Genomic DNA, 20627 nt, shown 5'->3' with positions numbered 1-20627 from the left:
TCTTTTTCGCCAAGACAGCACAGCTACAAATCTTAGTTCACATATACCAGCCCTTGTCAGTCCTGGCTACAGAGGAACTGTGCTTGCTTTTGGCGCGATCGCGTCTTGTGGGGTGGGCTTATAGCGGGCCCTGAACATACGACAGCTTACTCCTCTACCCAATTGAGTAAACTCAGAGAAGTAACGGCTCCAAAAAAGTGAGCGCCAATCAAATTGACGTTGGCCAGCATCACAAAAATATCTAGGGAACGAATCACATTTTCTGGCGTATAAGCTGCGAGGGCTTGCGGTTGACTGAGAGTTTTAGCTAAGACTAGACCAACTGTTTCTTCAGAAGCAACAAACGCAATTAATACCCCCACCAAACTTGAAATCAATCCAATCCTTAAGGTGCGAGTAATATGTTCTTTGCTGGGATATACCTGAGAATTTTCGGCGTGCAAAAGTCTGCCTAAAAGCCTGTAGCGAAAATCCCAAAATATTCTAAACGATAGCAACAAAAGACCAACTATCGCTAAAACCACCCCGAAACCAATACCGGCACTATTGGTTTGTTCGCTCATGTTGCGGCCTAACATAGCAAACAATAAAACAATGCCGGAAACAGCACCGAAAAATAACTGTATCCAGAAGCTAAATCGACTGAACAACCGAAAAGTTCCGACGAATTCGGTTTGGGCTAGGGGTTCCGACAAGGATTCGGGTTCATTCATTGTATACACCGTATTGCTGAATTTATCGTCAAAACAAACGAGGCAAAAAAGAGGTTATGCTTGTCTTCCTGGCGCAAGCGAGCATCTTGTAGTCAGCTATGAGATTTCTCGCTCCAAAAGCCTGTAAAGAACAGGCATAAAGCCTGTTCACAAAAATTTTGGGAGAGATATATACCCTTTCTCAGTTAGGTGAGGTAAAATCCCGCAATCGGTAATCGGTAAAGGGTCAGAAATCATAGCTGGTAGCTAACCCGAACTCAAATTACAAATCCGGCAATTACCTATTACCGCTCGTATAGCATACCTCATGTTGCTGAGAACCGCTATATTGCCTACTCAGGAATGGCTGAGGGATACACCCCTGTCGCAACTAACACGGGTTTGTTGGTATACTCCGCTTCTAGCTTCTGCTTCAAAGTCAAATCCCATTGCAAATCGTACTCGCGATCGAGTTCGGCGACAACAAACTGACGCAGTACGCCGGTTACGGCAACCTTCTCACCTTCTTTCACGCTTGGGTTTGGAACGGTGTGTATCACTAACAAATCTTCTCCGCCAATTAATTTGTCTTCATCCAAAGTAAACGAGTTTGAACTTCTGATGTTTTCGACTTCACCGCTCACCGCCAGTGTCTTGCCGTAGTATTTTTTGGGATCTGAGGTGAGTTCCCCCGGTGTAGGGGCTAGCGCCATCGATTGTGCAACGATCGCAGGTTTACTTTCGTACTCGGCGTAAGCATTGGGCTGCAAGCCTAATTTGTACTCGCGCTCAATATCCGCAAACACAAATTTGCGAACTGTTCCGGTTACTTGAACATCTTGGCCTGCTTCAGCCGGCAGCACAAAAGGCTTGCCTGTGGCGTTGACAACCAAAATCGTTTGGCTGCCAAAAAACTTCTGATCGCTAACTGTAAAGGTTGAAGGGCCCAATTTATTGATTGGTTTGCTTCTAACTGTGACAGTTTTACCGAGCAATTGTGCTGTTTTATCCACTACATTCTCAGTTGTCGTCGCAACCGTTCCGGGCGTTGCAGGTGCGGTAGCTTCCCGCTGCGGGGTAGAACAAGCCGGAAGCAGGGTAACTGCTGCTAGTGCGAGGGCGATCGCTCCTCCCCGAGGATGGCGCAGCTTTTGAGTTAAATTGTTTAAACGATTGTTAACCATTGGAAAACCTCCTTGATTTTTTCTGTTTGTTTGGTTGGTGAAACTACAGAGTTTTTTTTCTTCAAAACCGAGTCTTTTTATTGCCTAATTCAAAAACACTTGACCGTCAGGTTGAATTCTTAAAACTCCTTGATTGCCATCAAAGTTACTGGTTTCATCTATTGAAACTTCTAGCATCCCTTTTTCAGAACTAGACATGGGTATAACTTTCAGCAGCCCTCCATCTGCGCGCACCATTGTGACAGTCACAGGCGTTGGTAGATTTTGCAGGACAATTTCTGCTCCGCGCGCTAGCATTCGGGATTCAGTATGCCCGATCGCTTGATAGGAAATTGGGGCATTTGTGCTGTTTGTTAATTTCACGATCACCTTACCTGCCATTGGTATGACAGTGGCAATGGGAGTCTGTCTTGTTTCTGGCAAAGGTGGTTCCGTAACATTCGTTGACCTCGCGGGAGGAACCATATTTTGACCCAACTCTTGCTGGTTCAATCTTTGACTTGCAGCATTAGGCGGACATCTCTGAGGAACCCGAACATTACTGTTATAAGGTTCTTCATAGTAAATCCTAGGACAGGAGTTGAGTGTAGAAAGAGGAGCTGCTGATGCAACAAGAGGAACGGTTGGCAGCGCGATTAATAAACTTCCAGAAATGAGTTGTAATATCCCTGGCGTTTTTTTCCAGCGATTTAGTTGATACATAGATATCTCCTGATGGAATCTTTCAAATTTGGTCAGGCTTTGCCAGGTTTGGGGCTAGCAAATACTCGCGAGTCACTGCTCAATTTTGAAAGAGTACCAAAGTTTCTTCGCTGGTGCGATCGCCTCTGCTAGCACTGAGATTCACATCGTATCTGGTTCCGGGTAGAGAAATGCTCGGCTTAAAAGCAAAGCTGAATTTGCCTTGTTCATCAGCTTTAATTGTGCGTTCGAGGATATTTCGTTCAAACCCAAACAAACCTGCCACCGAAGAGGTAGCCTGAACCTTGACATTAACTGTGGCATTTGGGGCGCTGCGTCCTTCCACTTCAACCGTCCCGCTGACGCGAGCATTTTCTTTGGGAGTGAGAATTTCTAGGGGGATTTCGGCGGTATTGGAACTGCCATTATCGCTAGCAATTAGCTCTCGATCTAAACGGGAACGAATAACTTGATTTCCCGACTGCAAACTAGCAGTAACCATCGCACCCTCAGGGGGAAAATAGTCTTGGCGGCGGATCGTGTATTCCCCCGTGTAAAGGCCGTTGGATTCTTCCCGCATGGGGATGTTATAAGCAACTCCTTCAATGGAGAAAGTAGCTGTAGAGTTGGGAGTGCCGAGCAATTTGAAATTAAGGGTGGTTCCCGGCTCTAACTGCTGTACTGGTTGAGCACTGAAGCGGTCAACAGACAAAGATTGAAAGCGGCGATCGCTATTAGCAGCAACTAGAGGTTGTTGCAAGCGAGTGCTGCTGATGCGGTCGCCTTGTTGCAAATTTGCTCGCACTGCTGTATTTTCCGAAATTCGATCGCCGTTGCGAATCACGTAACTTGCCTCGTAAACTCCCGGTTGAACCTCCCGCATCGGCAGATTTTGCACTGCATTTGGGATGGTCAAAGTAGCTCTAGAATACGGGGCTCCTCGCAGCACGAAAAATAGTTCAGTTCCCGGCTCTAATCGCTGTACTGGATACGAGGTAAAACTCTCGATCTCCGAGCCGAATACTCTTTGTTGAGCTATTTGGATAGGGGGTTTGGGACTAGCTCGGGCAATTTCCGGTAAATAAATGATTGAACTCAACAGAGCCAGTGCAATTGTGGTTGAAAATGATTTTATTTTCATAAAATCCTCCTAAATCGAAACAACCAACCTCTTGCAGTAATGTGAAGAAAATTTAAATTCTTAAAAATTGACTTTCCCAAAAGGTCGATTGTCTGTGTTCTGCAATCTTTCAAAATTTTGTTTCTCTATCTATTTAACCTCAACTAGCCACAGGTTGCCATCTGTCTCAGGCAGTAAGAAAATATCTATCTGATGAAAGACGATCGAGGAAAAACTGATGATGTTGCTTTGAGTTAAGTGCGATCGATCGGACTATTGGCTGGATGCTTGATTCTCAACTACCGCACCGGGGCGCGTCCATTCTTGCAACGCCCACAAGCTAGTTGTGGCAGCTATTGCAGAGCCCAAACTATCCATAATCAAATCAACAATCGTATCGTGCAGACTCCCAATCACTTCGGTAGAAAGAACGAGACCGGCCGTCCATTCGGTAATTTCCCACAAAGCACCGATCGCAATCCCAAAACTGGTTATTGTTAGCAAGTACAGCAATTTGCGATCTCGAAAAATAGTCAGCATTGAACTGTAGGCTAAAAAACTCAATGCTAAAGTCACAGCAAACATCGTAAAAGCATGAACAATTTCATCGTAAGGTCCCGGTTGGTAAAACAGTCCCCAAACCCAGCCTCCAGCATTGAGCAAGGCAGCAAGCACAAACAGGAAATCAAACAGCGTTGGCAAGCGATCTTCCATTACGACAAACACCACAGATGCTGCTAAAAATAAGCCTAACCCCAAGACATTTTCCCACTTTCCCTGACTGACAGCAGCTATTACTGCTATGGTTAATAACGCCTGCCCTACCCAAGCTGCAACTCGATAGCCGCGCCAGTTTGTACTCATCATCATCGTTCATTCCTCTATAAAGCCAACAAAACAGTGGTGTAAATTCCCGCACCAAGTGCAAATGCCCAAAAGCCGCTCTCTCGTTCTTCTGGCAGTTCTTCTTTGAGGACGTTGAGAACAATTCCTCCGGCTAAAAAAGCAAATAAAACTGCGATCGCAGGTTTTCCAATCTCAGTAGCGCTACCTAACACCCACCCCACAATAATAGCTGCTGCCAGTATCCAGCGTCCGATGCGGTCATAACTATATTTATGATGTTCCCGCAAACCAAAGTCGTTCACTACAAAGTGCAGCGCCATTGCACAAGAAAACAACAGCAAATTGTTAATGCCCGGTTCTTCCCGATGCAGCAGCAGATAGCCAATCAGAGCGTTGTAAATAGAAAAAGAGGCAATGTGCAGCCAAAAAACTCCAGGACTCGTGACCTCACCTTTGCGGTCTTGACGGGATAATTTTGCAACTTTTTCCAGTCCATAAAATACAATCAAGCCTAACAAAGCTATTAGATAAACGTGGTGTTCTAAATAGGAAATAACCCCTATGTTTAGTCTATCTAATACCGTTTGGTGCTGATTTAATTCCGGCAAAATATGGACAAAAACGTAAGCAACCGAAACCCCGCTCGCTGCTGAAAGCCAGCGACTGCGACGGATAGAAGTAAACCGTAACTTGCCGGCAAATAGGTGTGTCAGCACTAAACCAATAACAATGAGTGCGGATAAAGCTAAAGTATTAGGGGGCGAGCGTAACGCTGCTGCAATTACCATTTAAAAAAAACAGTTAAAAAAGCTAATGCAGTACCTAAAATCTTTACCACTTTATCAGTGCATAATTTGCCGATAACGAGCTTCAATTACTGAGTAGATGCCATAGGAAATCAAACCCAAAGCCACTAAACCCAGAATCCACGGGCCAAAAGGTTGTTGTTGCAGGGATGCCAGAGCCTCGCCAAATCCTTTAGCTTCACTGGCATCCGATTGCTTGGCAGCTTCAATCAAGAAAACACCGATGATACTGAAGACAACGCCGCGAGCCGCAATCCCCAGCCTACCCAGTCTCACGGCCCAAGTTTGCTCGTTGCTGCTCATTTGATGAAGTTTGAAATTTTGGCGAAACTTTCCTTTGAATGCCTTATAAATGTAAGAAAAACCGATACCGATTGTGACTGCTCCTCCCAGCCCTACCAACCATTGACCAAAAGGTTGAGATAAAAACCAAGCTGTCCAATCTTGAGTTGAATTGCCGCTGCTACCGCCGGAACCGAGCATTAATTTGACAGCAGTCACCGCCAAACCTGCATAAGCTAACCCACTAAAAGCGTACCCAATGCGCGTCGCAATTCGCTTGGCATCCATTTTTTCGCCAGCGTGTTCCGGATCGAGAACGGTTTGAACAATCCGCAAAAGGACATACCCAACAATACCAATTGTTACCAAAAACAGCAGGAATTTTCCAAAGGGTTGGGAGACAATTGTAGTTAATGCACCGCTAGTATCGGTTGTTTTGCCGCCATATCCAAAAGCTGCTTGTGCCGCTAGAAAACCGACTATAAAGTAAACTAAGCCTTTGGCGGCATACCCCAGTCTTGCCAGTCGATCGAACCAGGGTTGAGAACTTGCGCGCCGGACGGGTTCTTTAATGTTATCGGTGGGTGAGTTGCGCCGTGTCATGTGTTTCTACAATTTGGATTTAGTTGGGTATTCTAGTCGCCTCATCATATAATTAATTATTTATTTATGGTGATCGCGCAGCGTGCCGGAGGCATATCGCTCGCCTATTTTTGGTTGGTAAGAGGACAAGCAAGAAAGGAAAAATTGTGATTGAACAGAGTTTTTTTTATGGATTTTTTTATATCTTTTATAATATGAAAGTTCAGGTATTTTTGGCATCCCTCCATGTAGGTAGACCAGTCAGCAGTCGCGCCGTGCTGTTTACTTGGTCGAGTTACCTGCACAATCTATCTTAGGTAGGATAATGTAAAACTTGAATGTACGGGCAATATATCTTAAGTAAGATTTGTGGCAATTTGCTTGAATTGTGCACAATCTTTCCCATACGTAGGTATGCTGTTACAATTGGCAAAGAGTCGCTGTGGGTTGGGCGTTGACACAATGATGCAAGAGACTCCGGCATTGAGTTTAATCTCACGTTTTTGCTGGCGATCGCACTTGTACTTGTCTTTGGTTGAATCCCAAATGTTGCACGATTATCAATAACCTGTATGGCCGGGTTCACCAACAGTCTTAAAGCTTGCAGACAGGTAAAAAAAACCCGCCCTCCGAAAGTTGAGAGTGGCACTTGTACTTGTCTTTGGTTTAATCTGACTGAAATAATGTTGCACCATTTTCAATAACCTGTAGGGGCGGGTTCACCAATACTCTTAAAGCTTGCAGACAGGTAAAAAAAACCCGCCCGACTCCACGAAAAATCCCCTTATTGATATTGGTGCAATATCTCAGTTTAATCGGACTTTGGGTAAAAGCAACCAGTAAGCGTCGTTCTAACAAACTGTGAAGCACCTGAAGATGAATATCCACCATTTCAACCTCACTATAAATCGCGGGTAAACCGATCGGTTTTTGACCAATTACTAATGCACCACTAACAATGAATCGAGATAGCGAGTACACTTCTCCTGCACAAATAACTAACCAGCAGCATCAAGGTAGCGATCGACAAATCCCGCAGCCGCCAGAGGGTTGGGAGCGCTTTAAATGGTTGGGGCCGAGTTTTTTATGGATGCTTTCGGCTGCTGGTTCTGGCGAGTTACTATTTACACCTCGAATTGCAGCACTTTACGGCTACTCGCTGTTGTGGGCGCTGCTAGCGGCTGTAATCCTCAAGTGGTTTATCAACAACGAAGTCGGGCGGTTTTCGGTTTGTACGGGCGCGACGATTTTAGAAGGTTTTAAGCAAATTCCCGGCCCGAAAAATTGGACGATTTGGCTGATTTTATTGCCGCAGCTAGTAGTAGCAATTTCCACGGTTGCCGGACTTGCAGGTGCAGCCGCTACAGCATTAATTCTAGTAACAGGAGGAAGCGTTCAACTTTGGACGGTGATTATTATCGCTGTGACGGCAACAATTGTGTTTCTGGGGCAGTATAAAGTTGTCGAAAAAATATCCTCATTTATCGGTATCGGCCGCACGTTGGCAGTGGTAGCAGCGGCAATTTTTGTCTTTCCTAACCTGCGAAAACTGGCGGCGGGGTTAGTGCCTCAAATTCCCCCAAACGTGCAATATCAAGAAATCCTACCTTGGTTGGGTTTTATGCTAGCAGGGGCGGCAGGATTGATGTGGTATTCCTATTGGGTGGAAGCCAGAGGATACGGTGCTGCTTCTCTCAAACAAGAAGAACCCCTCGATTTTAGTCAAATCGATTCCCAACAAACAAAAAAATTGCAGGGCTGGGTGACTTTAATGAGTTTTTCCAACACCTTAGCAGTGGTGGGCGCGCTGTTAGCGGCACTCGCTTTTTTGATTCTCGGTGGCGAGTTGTTGCGTCCCCAAGGATTAGTGCCAAAAGAACAGCAAGTAGCAGAAATTTTGGGTAGTTTGCTAGGCGACCTTTGGGGACCATTTGGCTTTTGGTTTATGGTGGCAATTGTTTTTATAACTTTTTGCAGCACCACACTTTCTGTCCAAGATGGCTTTGGGCGAATGTTTGCCGATGGCACCCAAATTTTACTGCAAGGATTTGGCGTGCAGAATCGTTGGACGAATGAAAAATTTTTGCAGCGATTTTATGTTGCACTGCTGTTAGCTGTGTTGCCAATTGCGATTTATCTGATTTTCGGGGAACCCGTTGCCTTGTTACAAATTGCTGGAGGAATTGAAGCAGCTCACATTCCAATTGTGACTGGATTAACCCTTTATGTCAATCATCGAATGCTGCCCGAGGAATTGCGGCCCTCGAAGTTTATCTGGGGTGGAACGGTAATTGCAGGGATATTTTTTGCCTGCTTTGCGGTTATCTATCTTTTACAACTCACCGGGATAATTGGCACGGGCGGATCGGGGAGTTAAAGAGGGTTTTTACAGTTTACCTGTTTGGGAACTATTTTCCAAGATTGAGAAAATCGCAGCTATCAAGTTGCTGTTGTTTGTTAACTTTCACTTTCAAATTGTTATGACTCTTGCAACCAAACCTTTATCTAGCTATATCGCTGTCGTGTTTGACTTCGACGATACCCTTGTTCCGGATACCGTTGATACTCTGTTAGAAAGCCTCGATATTGATGCGCTTCAGTTTCGGCGCGATCGCATTCAACCTTTAGTCGATCGCGGTTGGGACAAGATTCTCGCCAGATTTTACGCAATTATCGAGGAATCTAAGCGACGAGAAAACAAAATAACCCAGGAATATCTAGCAAATTTTGGAAAAAAATTAGCACCCTTTGATGGCGTTACGGAAATGTTTGATCGCCTGCGTCAAAGCGCTTGTGCAATCAACCCCAAAGTAGAAGTTGAATTTTATTTAATTAGCTGCGGTATGGTGGAAATTGCCCGCAATAACTGCATCGCTCCTAATTTTAAAGCAATGTGGGGTTGCGAGTTTTCTTACGGTAAAGATGGCGGAATTGAGTTTCTCAAAAAACTTGTGACTCACACAGAAAAAACCCGCTATTTGTTCCAACTTGCTAAAGGCATTGACAGCAATCCAAAAGAAGATGATGATGATGGAAAGTCTTTTGTTTATCGGGATGCTTCTGCGAAAGAATTGCACGTCCCGCTAACGCAAGTCATTTATGTGGGTGACGGTTCGTCAGATATTCCTTGCTTTTCGCTTTTGAACGAACAACAGGGAATAGCGCTGGGAGTTTATAAAGATAGTACCGCACAAGATTGGAGTCGGGAAGTAGAAATTAGCCAAAGTCAGCGGGTGATAAATTTGGCTCCTGCAGAATACAGTGAAGATTCGGAATTGATGCGATCGCTCACTCTCGCTGTAGAAAGTTTAGCAAAAAAAATCTCGCTGCTTCAGTTAAGTGTTGGTGAATAGAGGGATTTATGTTGTGGGTTTAGGAGAATGGATCGGTTTTTTGGCTTTGGTAGTCTCGCTGTATATTTTGTGGAAAATTAGAGCGATCGTTTTACTGTTTTTTACTGCCGTAATTTTAGCGATCGCTCTCAACCGTTTAGTGCGAAGATTGCAGCAGTCTGGTGCCAGGCGCGAAGTGGCGATCGCTTTAACAGTCGGCATTGTACTGGTGCTCTCATCTGTTTTTATTTTCCTGATATTCACGCGCCTCAGCTCTCAGTTTGAAGAGCTAACTCAACTTATCCCATTAGGGATAGAACAACTGCGATCGTGGATCGACTGGTTGCAAGCAAGAGTGCCGGAACCAGCCATAAATAATATTCCGAATCTTGATAATTTAACCCGACAACTCCAAACTTTTTCTCAGTGGGTAATTTCCCATATCTATCTATTTTTATCCAATTCTTTCAGTTTAGTAATTAATTTCTTGTTAATTACCGTTTTGACAATTATGCTTGTGGTAAATCCCGTGCCGTACCGCCGAGTAATAATCAGCCTGTTTCCCGCTTTTTACCGCCAGCGAGTCGATGAAATCCTGACTGAATGTGAAAAAAGTTTAATGGGCTGGTTGGCGGGAATTGCATTAAGCATGACTTTTATTGGCATTACGACCACTGTGGGTCTGTTTTTTTTGCAAGTGCAACTGCCTTTTATTAATGGATTCTTGGCATTTTTATTAGCTTTAATTCCTTATGTTGGCGCGATTTTGAGCGCAGTTCCACCAATGCTCCTAGCTTTGTTAGATTCTCCAGGAAAAGCAGGTGGCGTATTGTTACTTTATTTTGCAATTCAACAAATAGAAGGCAATTTTGTTACACCTATAATCATGGAAAAGCAAGTGTCCCTGCTCCCGGCATACACCTTAGCTTTGTTGGGAGCATTTGGTTCTTTATTGGGTTTTTTAGGATTATTGCTAGCGCTGCCAATTTTGATTATTGCTCAAACTTTGGTGCAAGAAGTTTTAATCAAAGATATACTAGATCGCTGGGAAACCGCTCCCTCGCGGAAACCATGAAATGATGCCATGTTATACCAAATCCGGGTTTGAGAGATTCTTTACGAACCAGTCGGCGCAGGCCGACATCGTTTGACTTTCTGGCGGTTTCAACCGCCGAATTATCAAGGGGTATGTTGTACCAATTCCGGTTGCACCGTCAGGTGATTGTTGACTGTTGACTGTTGACTGTTGACTGCAAGCCCATGCCCAATCCCCGATGCCCGATGCCCGATGCCCCATGCCCAGCAGCACGTCATCTTTCTGAGAAATGCTATATCTGATTCAAGAATTTGAGTTCTGATGCAGTAATTGCTGAATCTCCGTCCGCAAGGCAGCAATTTCAGCGCTCAGGGCTGCAATTGACTTTGCTCCTGCTAATTCGGCTTCCTCATCCTCTGCATCGCGACCGATAAAAAATGTGGCAATGGTCGCAGTTACATAGCCAAAAACCGCAAACGCATAAAGTGCTAAAACAACGCAAAGTATTCTACCTTCAGGGGTTTTTGGCCAATATTCCGAACCCAATGTCATCATCAACATTGCCGTCCACCACAAGGCAGTGGCGTAATTATTTAAACCCGAGGAACTGTCGGCGACATCTTTTTCAAACGCATACATCCCTGCTGCACCTACCAAGGTAATAACTATCGTTAGTCCTACAACATAACCAAATCCCCTGCGTTTAACACTCGCAGCTAAGGCGCGCATCCCTCGATTGGTACGAGTCATGACTCGCAACAACTGCAAACTTCGGACAGCCCGTGCTGTCTTAAATGCTCGCAAAATTCGGATAAATCGAAAGGTACGCAAAGCAGGTAACAGCAGAGAAAAAGCTGCGATCCAATTGTTTTTAATATAGGAAATTTTGCGGGGAGCAACGGCGAGTTTAAGTAGAAAATCTGCAATAAAAATTACCCAAATCGTGGTGCTAGCGACTTCTAAAAAAGGGTTTAATTCCCAAATTAATTCAATAATAAATAGACCTAGCCACACAAATGACAGGACGAGCATGGGAGTTTCCAGCCAATCTTCTAGCTGCTCTAAAATCTCGTTGCGCTCTTGTTCTAGGGCTGGTTTTTCTGCAAGGTTTGGGTCACTCATAGGTTAAGTCAAGCATCCAGAGCGTCGATTTTTTGCGATCGGCTGTTGCGGCGGGCGATCGCATCGAGCACCCTCTGTTCTACTTCAGAAACTTCCCCGCTACTTTCAGCAATGCGACGGCATTGAGCTAATAGCGGTACGGCAAAGTCGGGGTTGATCTGCTCTAACAAAGCATCTAATGGTTCGGGCGATTTAATATTAGTAGCAATCGTATTCAGAGAATGGGCATTTAATTGCAACTCCTTCAATTCTGGCAAAATATCTTCCCAGTTTTTGTTGGGATAACTTGCTAGAATCATGTGAACCATAATTTGATCCATAACTGCTTGTTGGGCGATCGCCTCATCAAGATATTTTTCGCTTTGTTGCTGAATCGCTTGCAGCGTTTCGGTTGCAGGTTCATCAGTATCTTCTCTCAATTTAGCTTCGTAAAACTCGCGCGCCGCATATCCCAGCGAGTACAGCATCGTAGCATTCGTACTCGCACCAATCATCGCGCCAGCCAGCGGTACGTTGCGTAAAAAGCCCAAACCCGCTTTCATGGCGTTGCTACCGCCCAGCGCCAACCCAAAAATTGCCAAAACCTCGCCTTTTCTGGCTGGAGCTTGCAAATCCATCCCGTAAGCGGCGGCAATTTCATAAACCATTTCGGTTTGAATCGCATTAGTCGCGACTAAATCGATCGCCAAAAGAGCTGCTGCGACACCGGGTAAAATGCTGCTAGCAACTCCGACACCACCGGCTTGGATGGCTTTTTTCACCATAATGTGATGGGCAATTTCGCTGGGAGTTTCGTTGGGATACTGTTGTTGGATTTGCTTGACTTCAGCTTCAGCTTTGGTGACATCAACGCCCGAGCTGGCTCCAGCTAACCAATCAAGCCTGAGTACACCTACAACTTGTTTGATCAAAGGAAGATTGCCAACATAATTCACAGCTTCTCCGGTTCCCTGAGTTGCTTTTCCAATCAATCGATAGGTTTGTTTAGCAGTAGCTTCTCCCACATCAACTGCTTTGTCAACAACTGCTTTGCCTGCATCCAGTGCAGATTCTGTTTTCTCGCCAATGAAATCTAACAAACCAGACTTTTGCTGTGAATTAGTTTGTTCTTCTGGGTTCGATCGGTCATTCATCACTGTTTTTTCAATTAACGACAATATGCCAGGTTTTCCGATTGGATGTAGCCTTTCAGGGGTACTGTAATGGGTACCCAACCATCCGTTCCTAAACTTTCAATCGTCACTCTGCGTCCATTCGCCACGAAACCAGTCGTTTCCCCATCAGTCGAAGGTGTTTGATATACGTTAATTCCTCTGACGGCTGCAACTAAGCGGCAGTCAGTAGGAGGCGGAGAATTTGCCGCTTTACACTCTCCGAGAAAACCACCGTATACGTAGCCTTTTAGCGGTGCTGTAATTGGTACCCAGCCATTCTCGCCCAGACTTTGAATCGTCACGTTTCTGCCGGAGCCGATAATACCGATCGCTTGGCTGTCGATCGTCGGTTGTTGCCGCACATTCAGACCGTTACTGGCAACCACCTGGCGGCAGCTATCGGGTATTTGTGCTAGTAAAGATTCACTTTGATTAAGTTCAAAGTTATCTGGAGTTGGATTTTTGTTAGCTGCGAAAGAGGGAGCAACTAAAGCTGTTGCCGTCACCAATAACGCACTTGTTAAAGATGTATATTTTTGCCACATTTCCTGTTTTTTCATTACTTCGTCTCCTTTTAATCATGTCAACAGCTTATCTAAAATTTTTATCTCTACCGTCTGCTTCAAGAATGAATGAAGCATCATCCCAAGGGCATAAAATAATCAGACTTGCTGCTGCGCTTGTCTGATTTGCAGTATCACCGCCAATCAAGCATAAACGCGAGGTTTGCGAGCGCCAACAGCAGCACCAATCATTGCCGATGCCAAACTCAGTAAAGAGCCGAGTAGAAATGACCAAGTAGCTTTAGCTGTATTGGTAGCAATGTCGCGAACTTGATTTGGGTCTACATTCTGCACTTGATTCGGTATATTAACGCCTCCCTGTTGCTGTACTCGATCGGCAATTTCTCCAGCATTAGCCGCAACAGCATCAACAGCACCAGATATCCCGCTTGCTAACAGCCAAGAACTAAGTGCTAATGTAGTTCCCCAAAGAATTGCTGCATTCAAAATAGCTGTTTTCTTGGTCATGGGGCCGCAGCTTTGAGCCATTACCCAACCACCCAAAAATAAGGAAATCAGCAAACTGATAATCGACCAAATTCCCACCCCAATACTAACAGAACCTGCATTAGCACCCGTTGCACCGGCGCTCAACCCGATCGCGACTCCCAAAGCGCTTAACAAAAGTTGACTGGTGAGGGCGATCGCAATTCCTGCCAAAACAGGCCCCCACCGGACTTGATCGTGATAATTCACCGCCGGATTGACAATTGTAGGCTCAGCAACTTCACTGCTCAGTGGTTCTGGATCGTATGTCATAAAAAATTAATCCTTATCCTATAAACTTTATTATACTTTAAAAATATAATTGATATATCTACCTTTAGTTATAACATTATTTATTTTTTTACTAAACAATCTTTCATAAGCAGGATATAGTGAAAGCGATTTTAAGCTAAAATTTACGTAACATACTGAGAAGAATTGAAATGTTACTTTACAAAATAGAAGATTTTAATCCCAGCTACCGCGAAGTAGCGTTTGATGGAGAAGATATCAAAGGGTTCGATGTTTGTGCAGGAAATACCGATGAAAAAATTGGCACTATCGATACCGTGCTAGTTGATGAAACAGGGAGTTTTCGATATTTTGTCGTTGACACAGGTGTTTGGATTTTTGGCAAAAAGGTATTAGTTCCCATCGGTCTGTGTCGGGTAGATTTCAATACCAAGCGCGTTTACGCCAGAGGTTTGCAGAACAAACAGCAAGTCGAAAAGTTAGCCAGATACGAAAACGGGATGGTCGTTGATTACGATTATGAAGAACAAGTGCGGAAAATTTATCGCACTCCAACCGCCGGAGCATCTGCACCTGTAGAAGCCTCATTGCCTTTAGAAGCATCACGAATTGTCACCCCATCCGCTCCAGTTTCTGTGCCGGCTCCTGTATCTAACCAAGCTACGCCTGCTAGTTATGACCGCAACACTTATAGTTACGAGCAAGAGCCTGAACTGTACCAGATGAACGAGCAGGATCATCAAAAAATCCGACTTTACGAAGAACGATTGATTGCAGACAAAACCCGTCACAAAACTGGCGAAGTAATAATTAGCAAGCGAGTAGAAACTGAAACTGCAAAAATTTCAGTTCCTGTAGCAAAAGAGCGTGCTGTAATTGAACACGTAACTCCAGAAAATGCAGGCACTCCAGTCAGTCCAGAGGCTGCCTTCGGACAACAAGAGACGGTGCGTATGGAACTGCACGAAGAAACTGCCGATATCAAAAAGCAAGCTTTCCTGCGCGAAGAAGTTAACATCAGAAAAGAAGTAGAAAAGGAGACTGTTGAGTCAACAGAAACGCTGCGGCGCGAAGAGTTAGATTTGTCGGCAGAAGAGCGTTAGGGCACCCGTAAGTTGAACGAGGGTTTGTAGTTACGTTTTCGCGCCGACATTAGTGAGTGCTGAATCGAAATTACCAGTCCCACAAATCACAACAAGTGTCAAACAACAAGAGGATATTTTATCATGTGTAATCGCTGGCATTTACCGCTAGTAAAAGGTTCGTTTTTAGCTTTGCTCGTTAGTGTGAGCGGCGCTGGTTTTGTGCTAAATTCCCAGCAAGCTGCTGCTCAACAACAAGCCAAATCGACATTTCCTGATGTACCGCAAAATTACTGGGCGCGTCCGTTTATTCAATCCTTAGCTAAAAAAGAGATTGTTACGGGATATCCCAACGGAATGTTTAAACCTAAACAAAAGGTCGATCGCGACGAGTTTGCAGCGATGATTCGCCAAGCTTTTGATAAAGCAAAAATTAGAAATATACCCAGTGGAAGTGCCTTTAAGGATGTGCCGCAAGGCAATTGGGCAGCAACTCCGATTGAAGAAGCTTATGAAACGGGATTTATGAAAGAGTTTCCGGGAAACGAGTTTCGTCCAAAGCAGCCAATGACTAAGGCACAAGCATTAGTTGCCTTAATGAAGGGTTTAAATTTGAATTACGATCGCCCTGCGGCAAAGAGTCAAGCCGCCGCACGTGTAGTACCTGCAAATCAACGTCGAAAAACTACTAGGAATCGTTTGGTATTTCCCTTAGCATCAACTGTTTTAATGCAGCCGCTATTGCCTGTAATACCAACAAAACAGCAGCAGCAACCTAAACCTGCTAAAACTGTTCCGGCAACGACGACAAAAAGTCCCGTTGCAACTTCCAAAATTTCGGCATTAAAGTTTCTTAAATCATACTATAAAGATGCCGATCGGATTCCTAAAGATGCGGTTGATGCAGTAGCAGCAGCGACACAGGCAAAGATAGTGGTAAATTATCCAGACGCGAGAGTTCTCAATCCGAACGAGTTACTCAGTCGGGGGAGTGCTACGGCGCTAATTCATCAAGCTTTGGTCAATCAAAAGCAGATCCAACCGCTTTCGGACAAGAATGCTGTTAAGTACATTCCTAAGAGTCCGAGTCCCTAGTTTTACAATCAACTAAAGAAAGCTGTTTCTACAGCTTTAGTTAGCGGGCTTTAAGCTAATTTAAAGCCCGTGTAAATCCAGATTGTTGCCGTACAAATTCTACAGCTAATTGCTTTTTTTTTAGACCTAATTGATAATTAGGTTTCCTGGATGTTAGGTAAATATCTTTTTATAAAACACTGACAAACATACCAATAATAAAATGCTATATTAATTTCGCTAAACAATTTAGGTACTCCTTCGAGCAAGCTGGCAAGTATTTTGTTTTTTAAATGCAGCGAGTCTATGGCGATCGCCCAAAATAACAACGCCACACCAGCTAACAATATTTTATAGGGAGTATCCTTTAATTCTCGCTGAAAAACCCATCCGTAGGAAAACAAAACAACAGCGTACAGCAGACATACTCCGAGTTTGGGAATTCCTAATCTTATCATGTATATATGAATTCTGTAAATTTCATTCACCAGAAATCCCCCTGTTAAAAGAGCAGAACATAAAACAAATCGAATTGCGGGATGCCAGGGGTTAATTTTTTTTGCTAAGCCGTAGGTGAAAGCACAAACAATTACTGGTACAGAACATAAAAGCTGGAATGTCCGAGTTAAAAAGGCGATATTAGGATTGGTAGAAAAATAAGGATTGAAAAATAAATCGCTGATTCTTGATCCGAAAAGTTGAGTGACACCGATTGCCAGCCCCACGAATAAAAAACAAAACGAATTTAGTCGAAAAAGCCTTCGATAAATAGTCATAAGCAATTTACACCGAAATTCAGCTTGATTGTGGAATAAAAAATTATAACACCGTTAGCTATGCTATTTTGTTAAACAGTCCTCTACGCAGCTACTAGCTTATGTGTGCACTGCACGCTTTACCGATGTGGGTAGTTTGTTAAAGTGTTTTTGCGTGCAGGACTGTTAAAATAATCGCAGAGCGATCGCAGGAAACAGTCATGCTGTCAGTAAAAGAAGCAGAATCGATCATCCTAAGTTTGGCGCAATCCCCCGACAGTCAGGGGGATGTAGAAACAGTAGACTTGCTGGCAGCATCGGGGCGAATCTTGGCCGCGCCTGTGACAAGTTCCCTGGATTTTCCCTATTGGGATAATTCGGCAATGGATGGGTACGCGGTGCGGTTTGCTGATGTGGAAAATTGCAGCACCGAAAAACCAGCGGTAGTCGAAGTAGTTGAGGAGATTCCAGCGGGTTCTCGACCTCAAAATACGGTGCAGCCGGGTCAAGCGGCGCGAATTTTTACGGGCGCTATGATGCCGGATGGTGCTGATACGGTGGTAATGCAGGAAGAAACGAGGCGTGAGGGCGATCGTATTTTTGTCTTAGTTTCTCCTGAAAAACCGCAAACTTTTGTCAGGCAAAAAGGCGCTTTTTATCAAGCAGGAACAACTTTGCTAACTCCCGGTACAGTTATCAATGCCCCAGAAATGGCGCTGTTAGCAACTGCACAGTGCCTTAAAGTTCCTGTTTATCGGCGTCTGCGGGTAGCAATTTTTTCTACTGGTGACGAATTGATCTCGCCCGACCAACCTTTTAGTCCCGGGAAACTGGTAGACTCGAACCAGTATGCTTTGACAGTTTTATTGGCACAAATGGGATGCGAACCGATTAGATTGGGGATAATTCCTGATAATGAAGATGCGCTACAAAAGGCGATCGCTCAGGCTGTTTCGACAGCGGATGTGGTGCTTTCTACGGGGGGTGTCTCGGTAGGAGACTACGATTTTGTTGAAAAAGTTCTGGCAGATTTGGGAGGTAAAATTCACATTCAGGCTGTGGCGATTAAACCGGGAAAACCTTTAACGGTTGCTCAGTTTAAAAGAGGTGATAAAAAATCTGATCCGCCGCCGATTTCGAGTGCGGATTGTCTTTATTTTGGTTTGCCAGGAAATCCGGTTTCAGCTTTAGTTTGCTGCTGGCGGTTTGTTGTACCTGCTTTGAGAAAAATGTCTGGGCTGGGTGCTGATGCTTGGGGGCCGGATTTTGTAAAAGCTAGGTGTAATGTGGAATTGCAATCCCCAGGCAAGCGCGAAACTTATGTTTGGGGTAAACTATATTTAGTTATGGGAGTCTGGGAATTTGAACCTGCTAGCGGCAGTCAAAATTCAGCCAACTTAATTAACCTCGCTAATACAACTGGTTTAGCAGTTTTGCCAGCAGCAGAAACCTGGATTACCCCTGGCGAATTTGTTGAAGTTTTAAAAGTTAGTCATTAGTCATTGGTCATTAGTCATTAATCTTCCTTCTTCCTTCTTTTCACCCGCTCGCGAAGCCGAAGGGCTTTCTTCCTTCCTTCTTCCTGATGACTTTGGACGTTCGCTCGGATGGGACAGCACTAATGACTGCTGACTACTGACTACTGACTAATGACTAATGACTTCTTCCTTCTTCCTTCTTCCTTCGTATGATGAAAATTTTAATTGTCGAAGACGATCCGATGATGCAACTGGGATTAGAACAAGTATTAGCTGATTCGCCAGACATCGAAATAGTAGGAACAGCAGAAGACGGCTATTTAGGAGTAGCTGCTGCACTGAAACTCAAGCCAGATATTATTGTGATGGATATCGGTTTGCCGAGGCTAGACGGCATAGCAGCCACTCAAAAAATCAAAGCACAAATGCCGGAAGTTCGAGTGGTAATGTTAACTTCTCACACCGCAGAAACTGAAATTATTGCTGCTCTTTCTAGCGGTGCTGATGCTTATTGTATTAAGGGTGCTTCCGTAGACAGGCTGTTAGCGGCGATTGCGGCGGCAGCAGAGGGGGCTACATACCTCGACCCTCAAATTGCCCGCACTGTCATCGAGCACCTCAAACCCCCGACGCCTGCTTCTACAACTACTTTTGGTCAGTTGTCGCAGCGGGAGTTGGAGGTGTTAAAGTTAATGGTGGAAGGTAACAGCAATCCAGAGATAGCAGCGGCGCTTTACTTGAGTCCAAATACTATTAAAACTCACGTTCGCGGTATTATGAATAAGTTGGCTGTGGATGATCGCGTGCAAGCGGCAGTTGTAGCGCTGAGAACCGGGTTGGTTTAAAGTAGTCAGTAGTCATTAGTCAGTAGTCAGTAGTCATTAGTCATTAGTTATTTGCTAGCAATTCCCAATTTCCAATTCCCAATTCCCAATTCCCAATTCCCAATTCCCAATTCCCAATTCCCAATTCCCAATTCCCAAAATTTTATGTCTGAATGGATAGAAATCGGTACAATTGTAGCAGCTCAAGGTTTGGACGGGGAAGTGCGAGTCTATCCTGATTCGGATTTTCCGGAAAGATTTATCGAACCGGGGAAGCGGTGGCTTTTGCGCCCTAACAAAAGTGAACCGGAACCGATCGAGTTTTTGGGCGGTCGCTACATTCCGGGCAAAGGGCTGTATGCTGTAGAGGTGGAGGGTGTGGAAGACCGGGATGGTGCTGAGGCGCTGCGGGGCTGTAAGTTGTTTGTGGAAAAGACCGATCGACCTTACCTCGAACCCGATGAGTTTTACGTGCAAGATTTGATCGGTATAGAAGTTTTTAACCAGTTAACCGGGGAAGTTTTAGGCAAGGTAAGCGATATTATTCCTGCAGGTAACGACCTTTTAGAAATAGAAACAAATCTAACGCCGGAAATTGTCGTCCCGGGACTCGAAAAGTCAAAAAATCATGAAACTCCCAAAGCAAACGCTGACCCCAGAAATACCCGCAAACCACGGAAAATCCGCGTTAAACAGCCTAAATCAACAAAGATTTTGATTCCTTTCGTGCAAGAGATTGTACCAATTGTTGACTTAGAAAAAGGTAGAATTGAAATTGTCCCTCCTCCTGGTTTGTTGGAATAATATCAAAATAGTAGGGTGCGTCGCTAGCGAAATTTTTACTACTACAGCGTATTCCAGGTTTTATGATGCAGTGCGTACTGCATTTAGATGGAATATCCTACCTACCCCCACGGATCGGCGCTTCAAGGGGGGAAGAGCCTCACAATAAATTATACAAATGATGCGGGGAGTGGTGTAGATATAGCGGTTCTCAGTAACATGAGGTAAGCACGTGCGAGCGGTAATAGGTAACAAGTAGTACCAATTTCATAAAGTTATGCTGCTACCGAAAGTTTGACTCCCCCCTCAATCAGGGGTGGTTGCAGGGTGGATATGTAGCGCTATTTGATCAATTTGGTATAATAGGTAATAGGTAATAGGTAATAGCAGGATTGGTAATTTGAGTTCCGGTTAGGATCGCGAATTAAATAATTTACACATAATTGTGGGATGGGCTCTATAGCCCGTCCAGGACGGGCTATAGAGCCCATCC

20 protein-coding genes are annotated in these 20627 nt (G+C 44.5%); 8 read left to right on the top strand and 12 right to left on the bottom strand.

Translation table 11 applies throughout. The features are described from left to right. Positions 1-146: 146 nt before the first annotated feature. The 7 genes from IQ270_RS13755 to IQ270_RS13725 all read right to left on the bottom strand — a co-directional run bounded on the left by IQ270_RS13755 (position 147) and on the right by IQ270_RS13725 (position 6214). Entirely contained in the window at positions 147-713 is a 567-nt protein-coding gene (locus tag IQ270_RS13755; RefSeq protein WP_193973751.1) for a DUF3611 family protein, read from the bottom strand. A 332-nt stretch (positions 714-1045) separates the two neighbouring features. Then, the gene (locus IQ270_RS13750) at positions 1046-1876 is read right to left on the bottom strand and encodes a hypothetical protein (protein WP_193973750.1); all 831 of its coding nucleotides are present in this window, start codon (positions 1874-1876) and stop codon (positions 1046-1048) included. Between the two features lie 84 nt (positions 1877-1960). Further along, a complete protein-coding gene (locus tag IQ270_RS13745; RefSeq protein WP_193973749.1) occupies positions 1961-2578 on the bottom strand; it encodes a hypothetical protein in 618 nt (205 codons plus the stop codon). Positions 2579-2657: 79 nt separating this feature from the next. Continuing rightward, positions 2658-3698, bottom strand: a complete 1041-nt coding sequence (locus IQ270_RS13740) for a hypothetical protein (RefSeq protein ID WP_193973748.1) — start codon at positions 3696-3698, stop codon at positions 2658-2660. Positions 3699-3950: 252 nt separating this feature from the next. Next, positions 3951-4547 (bottom strand): hypothetical protein, encoded by a 597-nt coding sequence (locus IQ270_RS13735; protein ID WP_228056338.1) that lies wholly within the window; start codon positions 4545-4547, stop codon positions 3951-3953. An 11-nt stretch (positions 4548-4558) separates the two neighbouring features. After that, positions 4559-5311, bottom strand: a complete 753-nt coding sequence (locus tag IQ270_RS13730; RefSeq protein ID WP_193973747.1) for a hypothetical protein — start codon at positions 5309-5311, stop codon at positions 4559-4561. A 54-nt stretch (positions 5312-5365) separates the two neighbouring features. Next, entirely contained in the window at positions 5366-6214 is an 849-nt protein-coding gene (locus IQ270_RS13725; protein ID WP_193973746.1) for a DUF1206 domain-containing protein, read from the bottom strand. A gap of 937 nt (positions 6215-7151) precedes the next feature. Between IQ270_RS13725 and IQ270_RS13720 the strand changes: the two genes are divergently transcribed. The 3 genes from IQ270_RS13720 to IQ270_RS13710 all read left to right on the top strand — a co-directional run bounded on the left by IQ270_RS13720 (position 7152) and on the right by IQ270_RS13710 (position 10600). Continuing rightward, positions 7152-8570 (top strand): Nramp family divalent metal transporter, encoded by a 1419-nt coding sequence (locus IQ270_RS13720; RefSeq protein WP_193973745.1) that lies wholly within the window; start codon positions 7152-7154, stop codon positions 8568-8570. Between the two features lie 103 nt (positions 8571-8673). Continuing rightward, complete coding sequence (locus IQ270_RS13715) at positions 8674-9546, top strand: HAD family hydrolase (protein WP_193973744.1); 873 nt, start codon at positions 8674-8676, stop codon at positions 9544-9546. A gap of 13 nt (positions 9547-9559) precedes the next feature. Then, positions 9560-10600, top strand: coding sequence for an AI-2E family transporter (locus tag IQ270_RS13710; RefSeq protein WP_193973757.1), 1041 nt, complete (start codon positions 9560-9562; stop codon positions 10598-10600). A gap of 264 nt (positions 10601-10864) precedes the next feature. On the opposite strand, the gene IQ270_RS13705 is transcribed toward IQ270_RS13710, so the two are convergent. From IQ270_RS13705 to IQ270_RS13690, 4 genes are all read right to left on the bottom strand, one after another. After that, positions 10865-11683: an ion transporter gene (locus IQ270_RS13705; protein WP_193973743.1), complete on the bottom strand. Its 819-nt coding sequence runs from the start codon at positions 11681-11683 to the stop codon at positions 10865-10867. Positions 11684-11691: 8 nt separating this feature from the next. Next, positions 11692-12816 (bottom strand): hypothetical protein, encoded by a 1125-nt coding sequence (locus IQ270_RS13700; protein WP_193973742.1) that lies wholly within the window; start codon positions 12814-12816, stop codon positions 11692-11694. 14 nt (positions 12817-12830) lie between these two features. Next, positions 12831-13397 (bottom strand): SH3 domain-containing protein, encoded by a 567-nt coding sequence (locus IQ270_RS13695; protein ID WP_193973741.1) that lies wholly within the window; start codon positions 13395-13397, stop codon positions 12831-12833. Positions 13398-13544: 147 nt separating this feature from the next. Then, entirely contained in the window at positions 13545-14159 is a 615-nt protein-coding gene (locus tag IQ270_RS13690; RefSeq protein ID WP_193973740.1) for a hypothetical protein, read from the bottom strand. 170 nt (positions 14160-14329) lie between these two features. On the opposite strand from IQ270_RS13690, the gene IQ270_RS13685 reads away from it, so the two are divergent. Further along, on the top strand, positions 14330-15241 hold the full coding sequence (locus IQ270_RS13685) for a DUF2382 domain-containing protein (protein ID WP_193973739.1): 912 nt from the start codon (positions 14330-14332) through the stop codon (positions 15239-15241). A 123-nt stretch (positions 15242-15364) separates the two neighbouring features. Continuing rightward, positions 15365-16315, top strand: coding sequence for an S-layer homology domain-containing protein (locus tag IQ270_RS13680; RefSeq protein ID WP_193973738.1), 951 nt, complete (start codon positions 15365-15367; stop codon positions 16313-16315). Between the two features lie 137 nt (positions 16316-16452). On the opposite strand, the gene IQ270_RS31030 is transcribed toward IQ270_RS13680, so the two are convergent. Continuing rightward, positions 16453-16752, bottom strand: a complete 300-nt coding sequence (locus IQ270_RS31030) for a hypothetical protein (RefSeq protein WP_228056337.1) — start codon at positions 16750-16752, stop codon at positions 16453-16455. Positions 16753-17270: 518 nt separating this feature from the next. Here IQ270_RS31030 and glp point away from each other — a divergent pair. The 3 genes from glp (at position 17271) to rimM (ending at position 20155) form a co-directional block, all read left to right on the top strand. Beyond that, the gene (glp, locus tag IQ270_RS13670; RefSeq protein WP_193973736.1) at positions 17271-18548 is read left to right on the top strand and encodes a gephyrin-like molybdotransferase Glp; all 1278 of its coding nucleotides are present in this window, start codon (positions 17271-17273) and stop codon (positions 18546-18548) included. 191 nt (positions 18549-18739) lie between these two features. Next, on the top strand, positions 18740-19372 hold the full coding sequence (locus IQ270_RS13665; protein ID WP_193973756.1) for a response regulator transcription factor: 633 nt from the start codon (positions 18740-18742) through the stop codon (positions 19370-19372). A 144-nt stretch (positions 19373-19516) separates the two neighbouring features. Continuing rightward, on the top strand, positions 19517-20155 hold the full coding sequence (rimM, locus tag IQ270_RS13660) for a ribosome maturation factor RimM (protein ID WP_193973735.1): 639 nt from the start codon (positions 19517-19519) through the stop codon (positions 20153-20155). Positions 20156-20627: the final 472 nt, after the last annotated feature.

This window comes from Microcoleus sp. LEGE 07076, assembly GCF_015207455.1.
GTDB lineage: Bacteria > Cyanobacteriota > Cyanobacteriia > Cyanobacteriales > Microcoleaceae > Microcoleus.
This window is presented reverse-complemented; position numbering and strand designations above follow the sequence as displayed.

Excerpts from the sequence above, each read along its gene's own strand:
- IQ270_RS13685 (WP_193973739.1), top strand. The coding sequence starts at position 14,330 with ATGTTACTTTACAAAATAGAAGATTTTAATCCCAGCTACCGCGAAGTA.
- IQ270_RS13715 (WP_193973744.1), top strand. The coding sequence starts at position 8,674 with ATGACTCTTGCAACCAAACCTTTATCTAGCTATATCGCTGTCGTGTTT.
- IQ270_RS13735 (WP_228056338.1), bottom strand. The coding sequence starts at position 4,547 with ATGATGATGAGTACAAACTGGCGCGGCTATCGAGTTGCAGCTTGGGTA.
- IQ270_RS13750 (WP_193973750.1), bottom strand. The coding sequence starts at position 1,876 with ATGGTTAACAATCGTTTAAACAATTTAACTCAAAAGCTGCGCCATCCT.
- IQ270_RS13665 (WP_193973756.1), top strand. The coding sequence starts at position 18,740 with ATGAAAATTTTAATTGTCGAAGACGATCCGATGATGCAACTGGGATTA.
- IQ270_RS13730 (WP_193973747.1), bottom strand. The coding sequence starts at position 5,311 with ATGGTAATTGCAGCAGCGTTACGCTCGCCCCCTAATACTTTAGCTTTA.
- IQ270_RS13755 (WP_193973751.1), bottom strand. The coding sequence starts at position 713 with ATGAATGAACCCGAATCCTTGTCGGAACCCCTAGCCCAAACCGAATTC.
- IQ270_RS13690 (WP_193973740.1), bottom strand. The coding sequence starts at position 14,159 with ATGACATACGATCCAGAACCACTGAGCAGTGAAGTTGCTGAGCCTACA.
- IQ270_RS13740 (WP_193973748.1), bottom strand. The coding sequence starts at position 3,698 with ATGAAAATAAAATCATTTTCAACCACAATTGCACTGGCTCTGTTGAGT.
- IQ270_RS13705 (WP_193973743.1), bottom strand. The coding sequence starts at position 11,683 with ATGAGTGACCCAAACCTTGCAGAAAAACCAGCCCTAGAACAAGAGCGC.
- IQ270_RS13725 (WP_193973746.1), bottom strand. The coding sequence starts at position 6,214 with ATGACACGGCGCAACTCACCCACCGATAACATTAAAGAACCCGTCCGG.
- IQ270_RS13700 (WP_193973742.1), bottom strand. The coding sequence starts at position 12,816 with ATGAATGACCGATCGAACCCAGAAGAACAAACTAATTCACAGCAAAAG.
- rimM (WP_193973735.1), top strand. The coding sequence starts at position 19,517 with ATGTCTGAATGGATAGAAATCGGTACAATTGTAGCAGCTCAAGGTTTG.
- IQ270_RS13695 (WP_193973741.1), bottom strand. The coding sequence starts at position 13,397 with ATGAAAAAACAGGAAATGTGGCAAAAATATACATCTTTAACAAGTGCG.
- IQ270_RS13720 (WP_193973745.1), top strand. The coding sequence starts at position 7,152 with ATGAATCGAGATAGCGAGTACACTTCTCCTGCACAAATAACTAACCAG.
- IQ270_RS31030 (WP_228056337.1), bottom strand. The coding sequence starts at position 16,752 with ATGATAAGATTAGGAATTCCCAAACTCGGAGTATGTCTGCTGTACGCT.
- IQ270_RS13680 (WP_193973738.1), top strand. The coding sequence starts at position 15,365 with ATGTGTAATCGCTGGCATTTACCGCTAGTAAAAGGTTCGTTTTTAGCT.
- glp (WP_193973736.1), top strand. The coding sequence starts at position 17,271 with ATGCTGTCAGTAAAAGAAGCAGAATCGATCATCCTAAGTTTGGCGCAA.
- IQ270_RS13745 (WP_193973749.1), bottom strand. The coding sequence starts at position 2,578 with ATGTATCAACTAAATCGCTGGAAAAAAACGCCAGGGATATTACAACTC.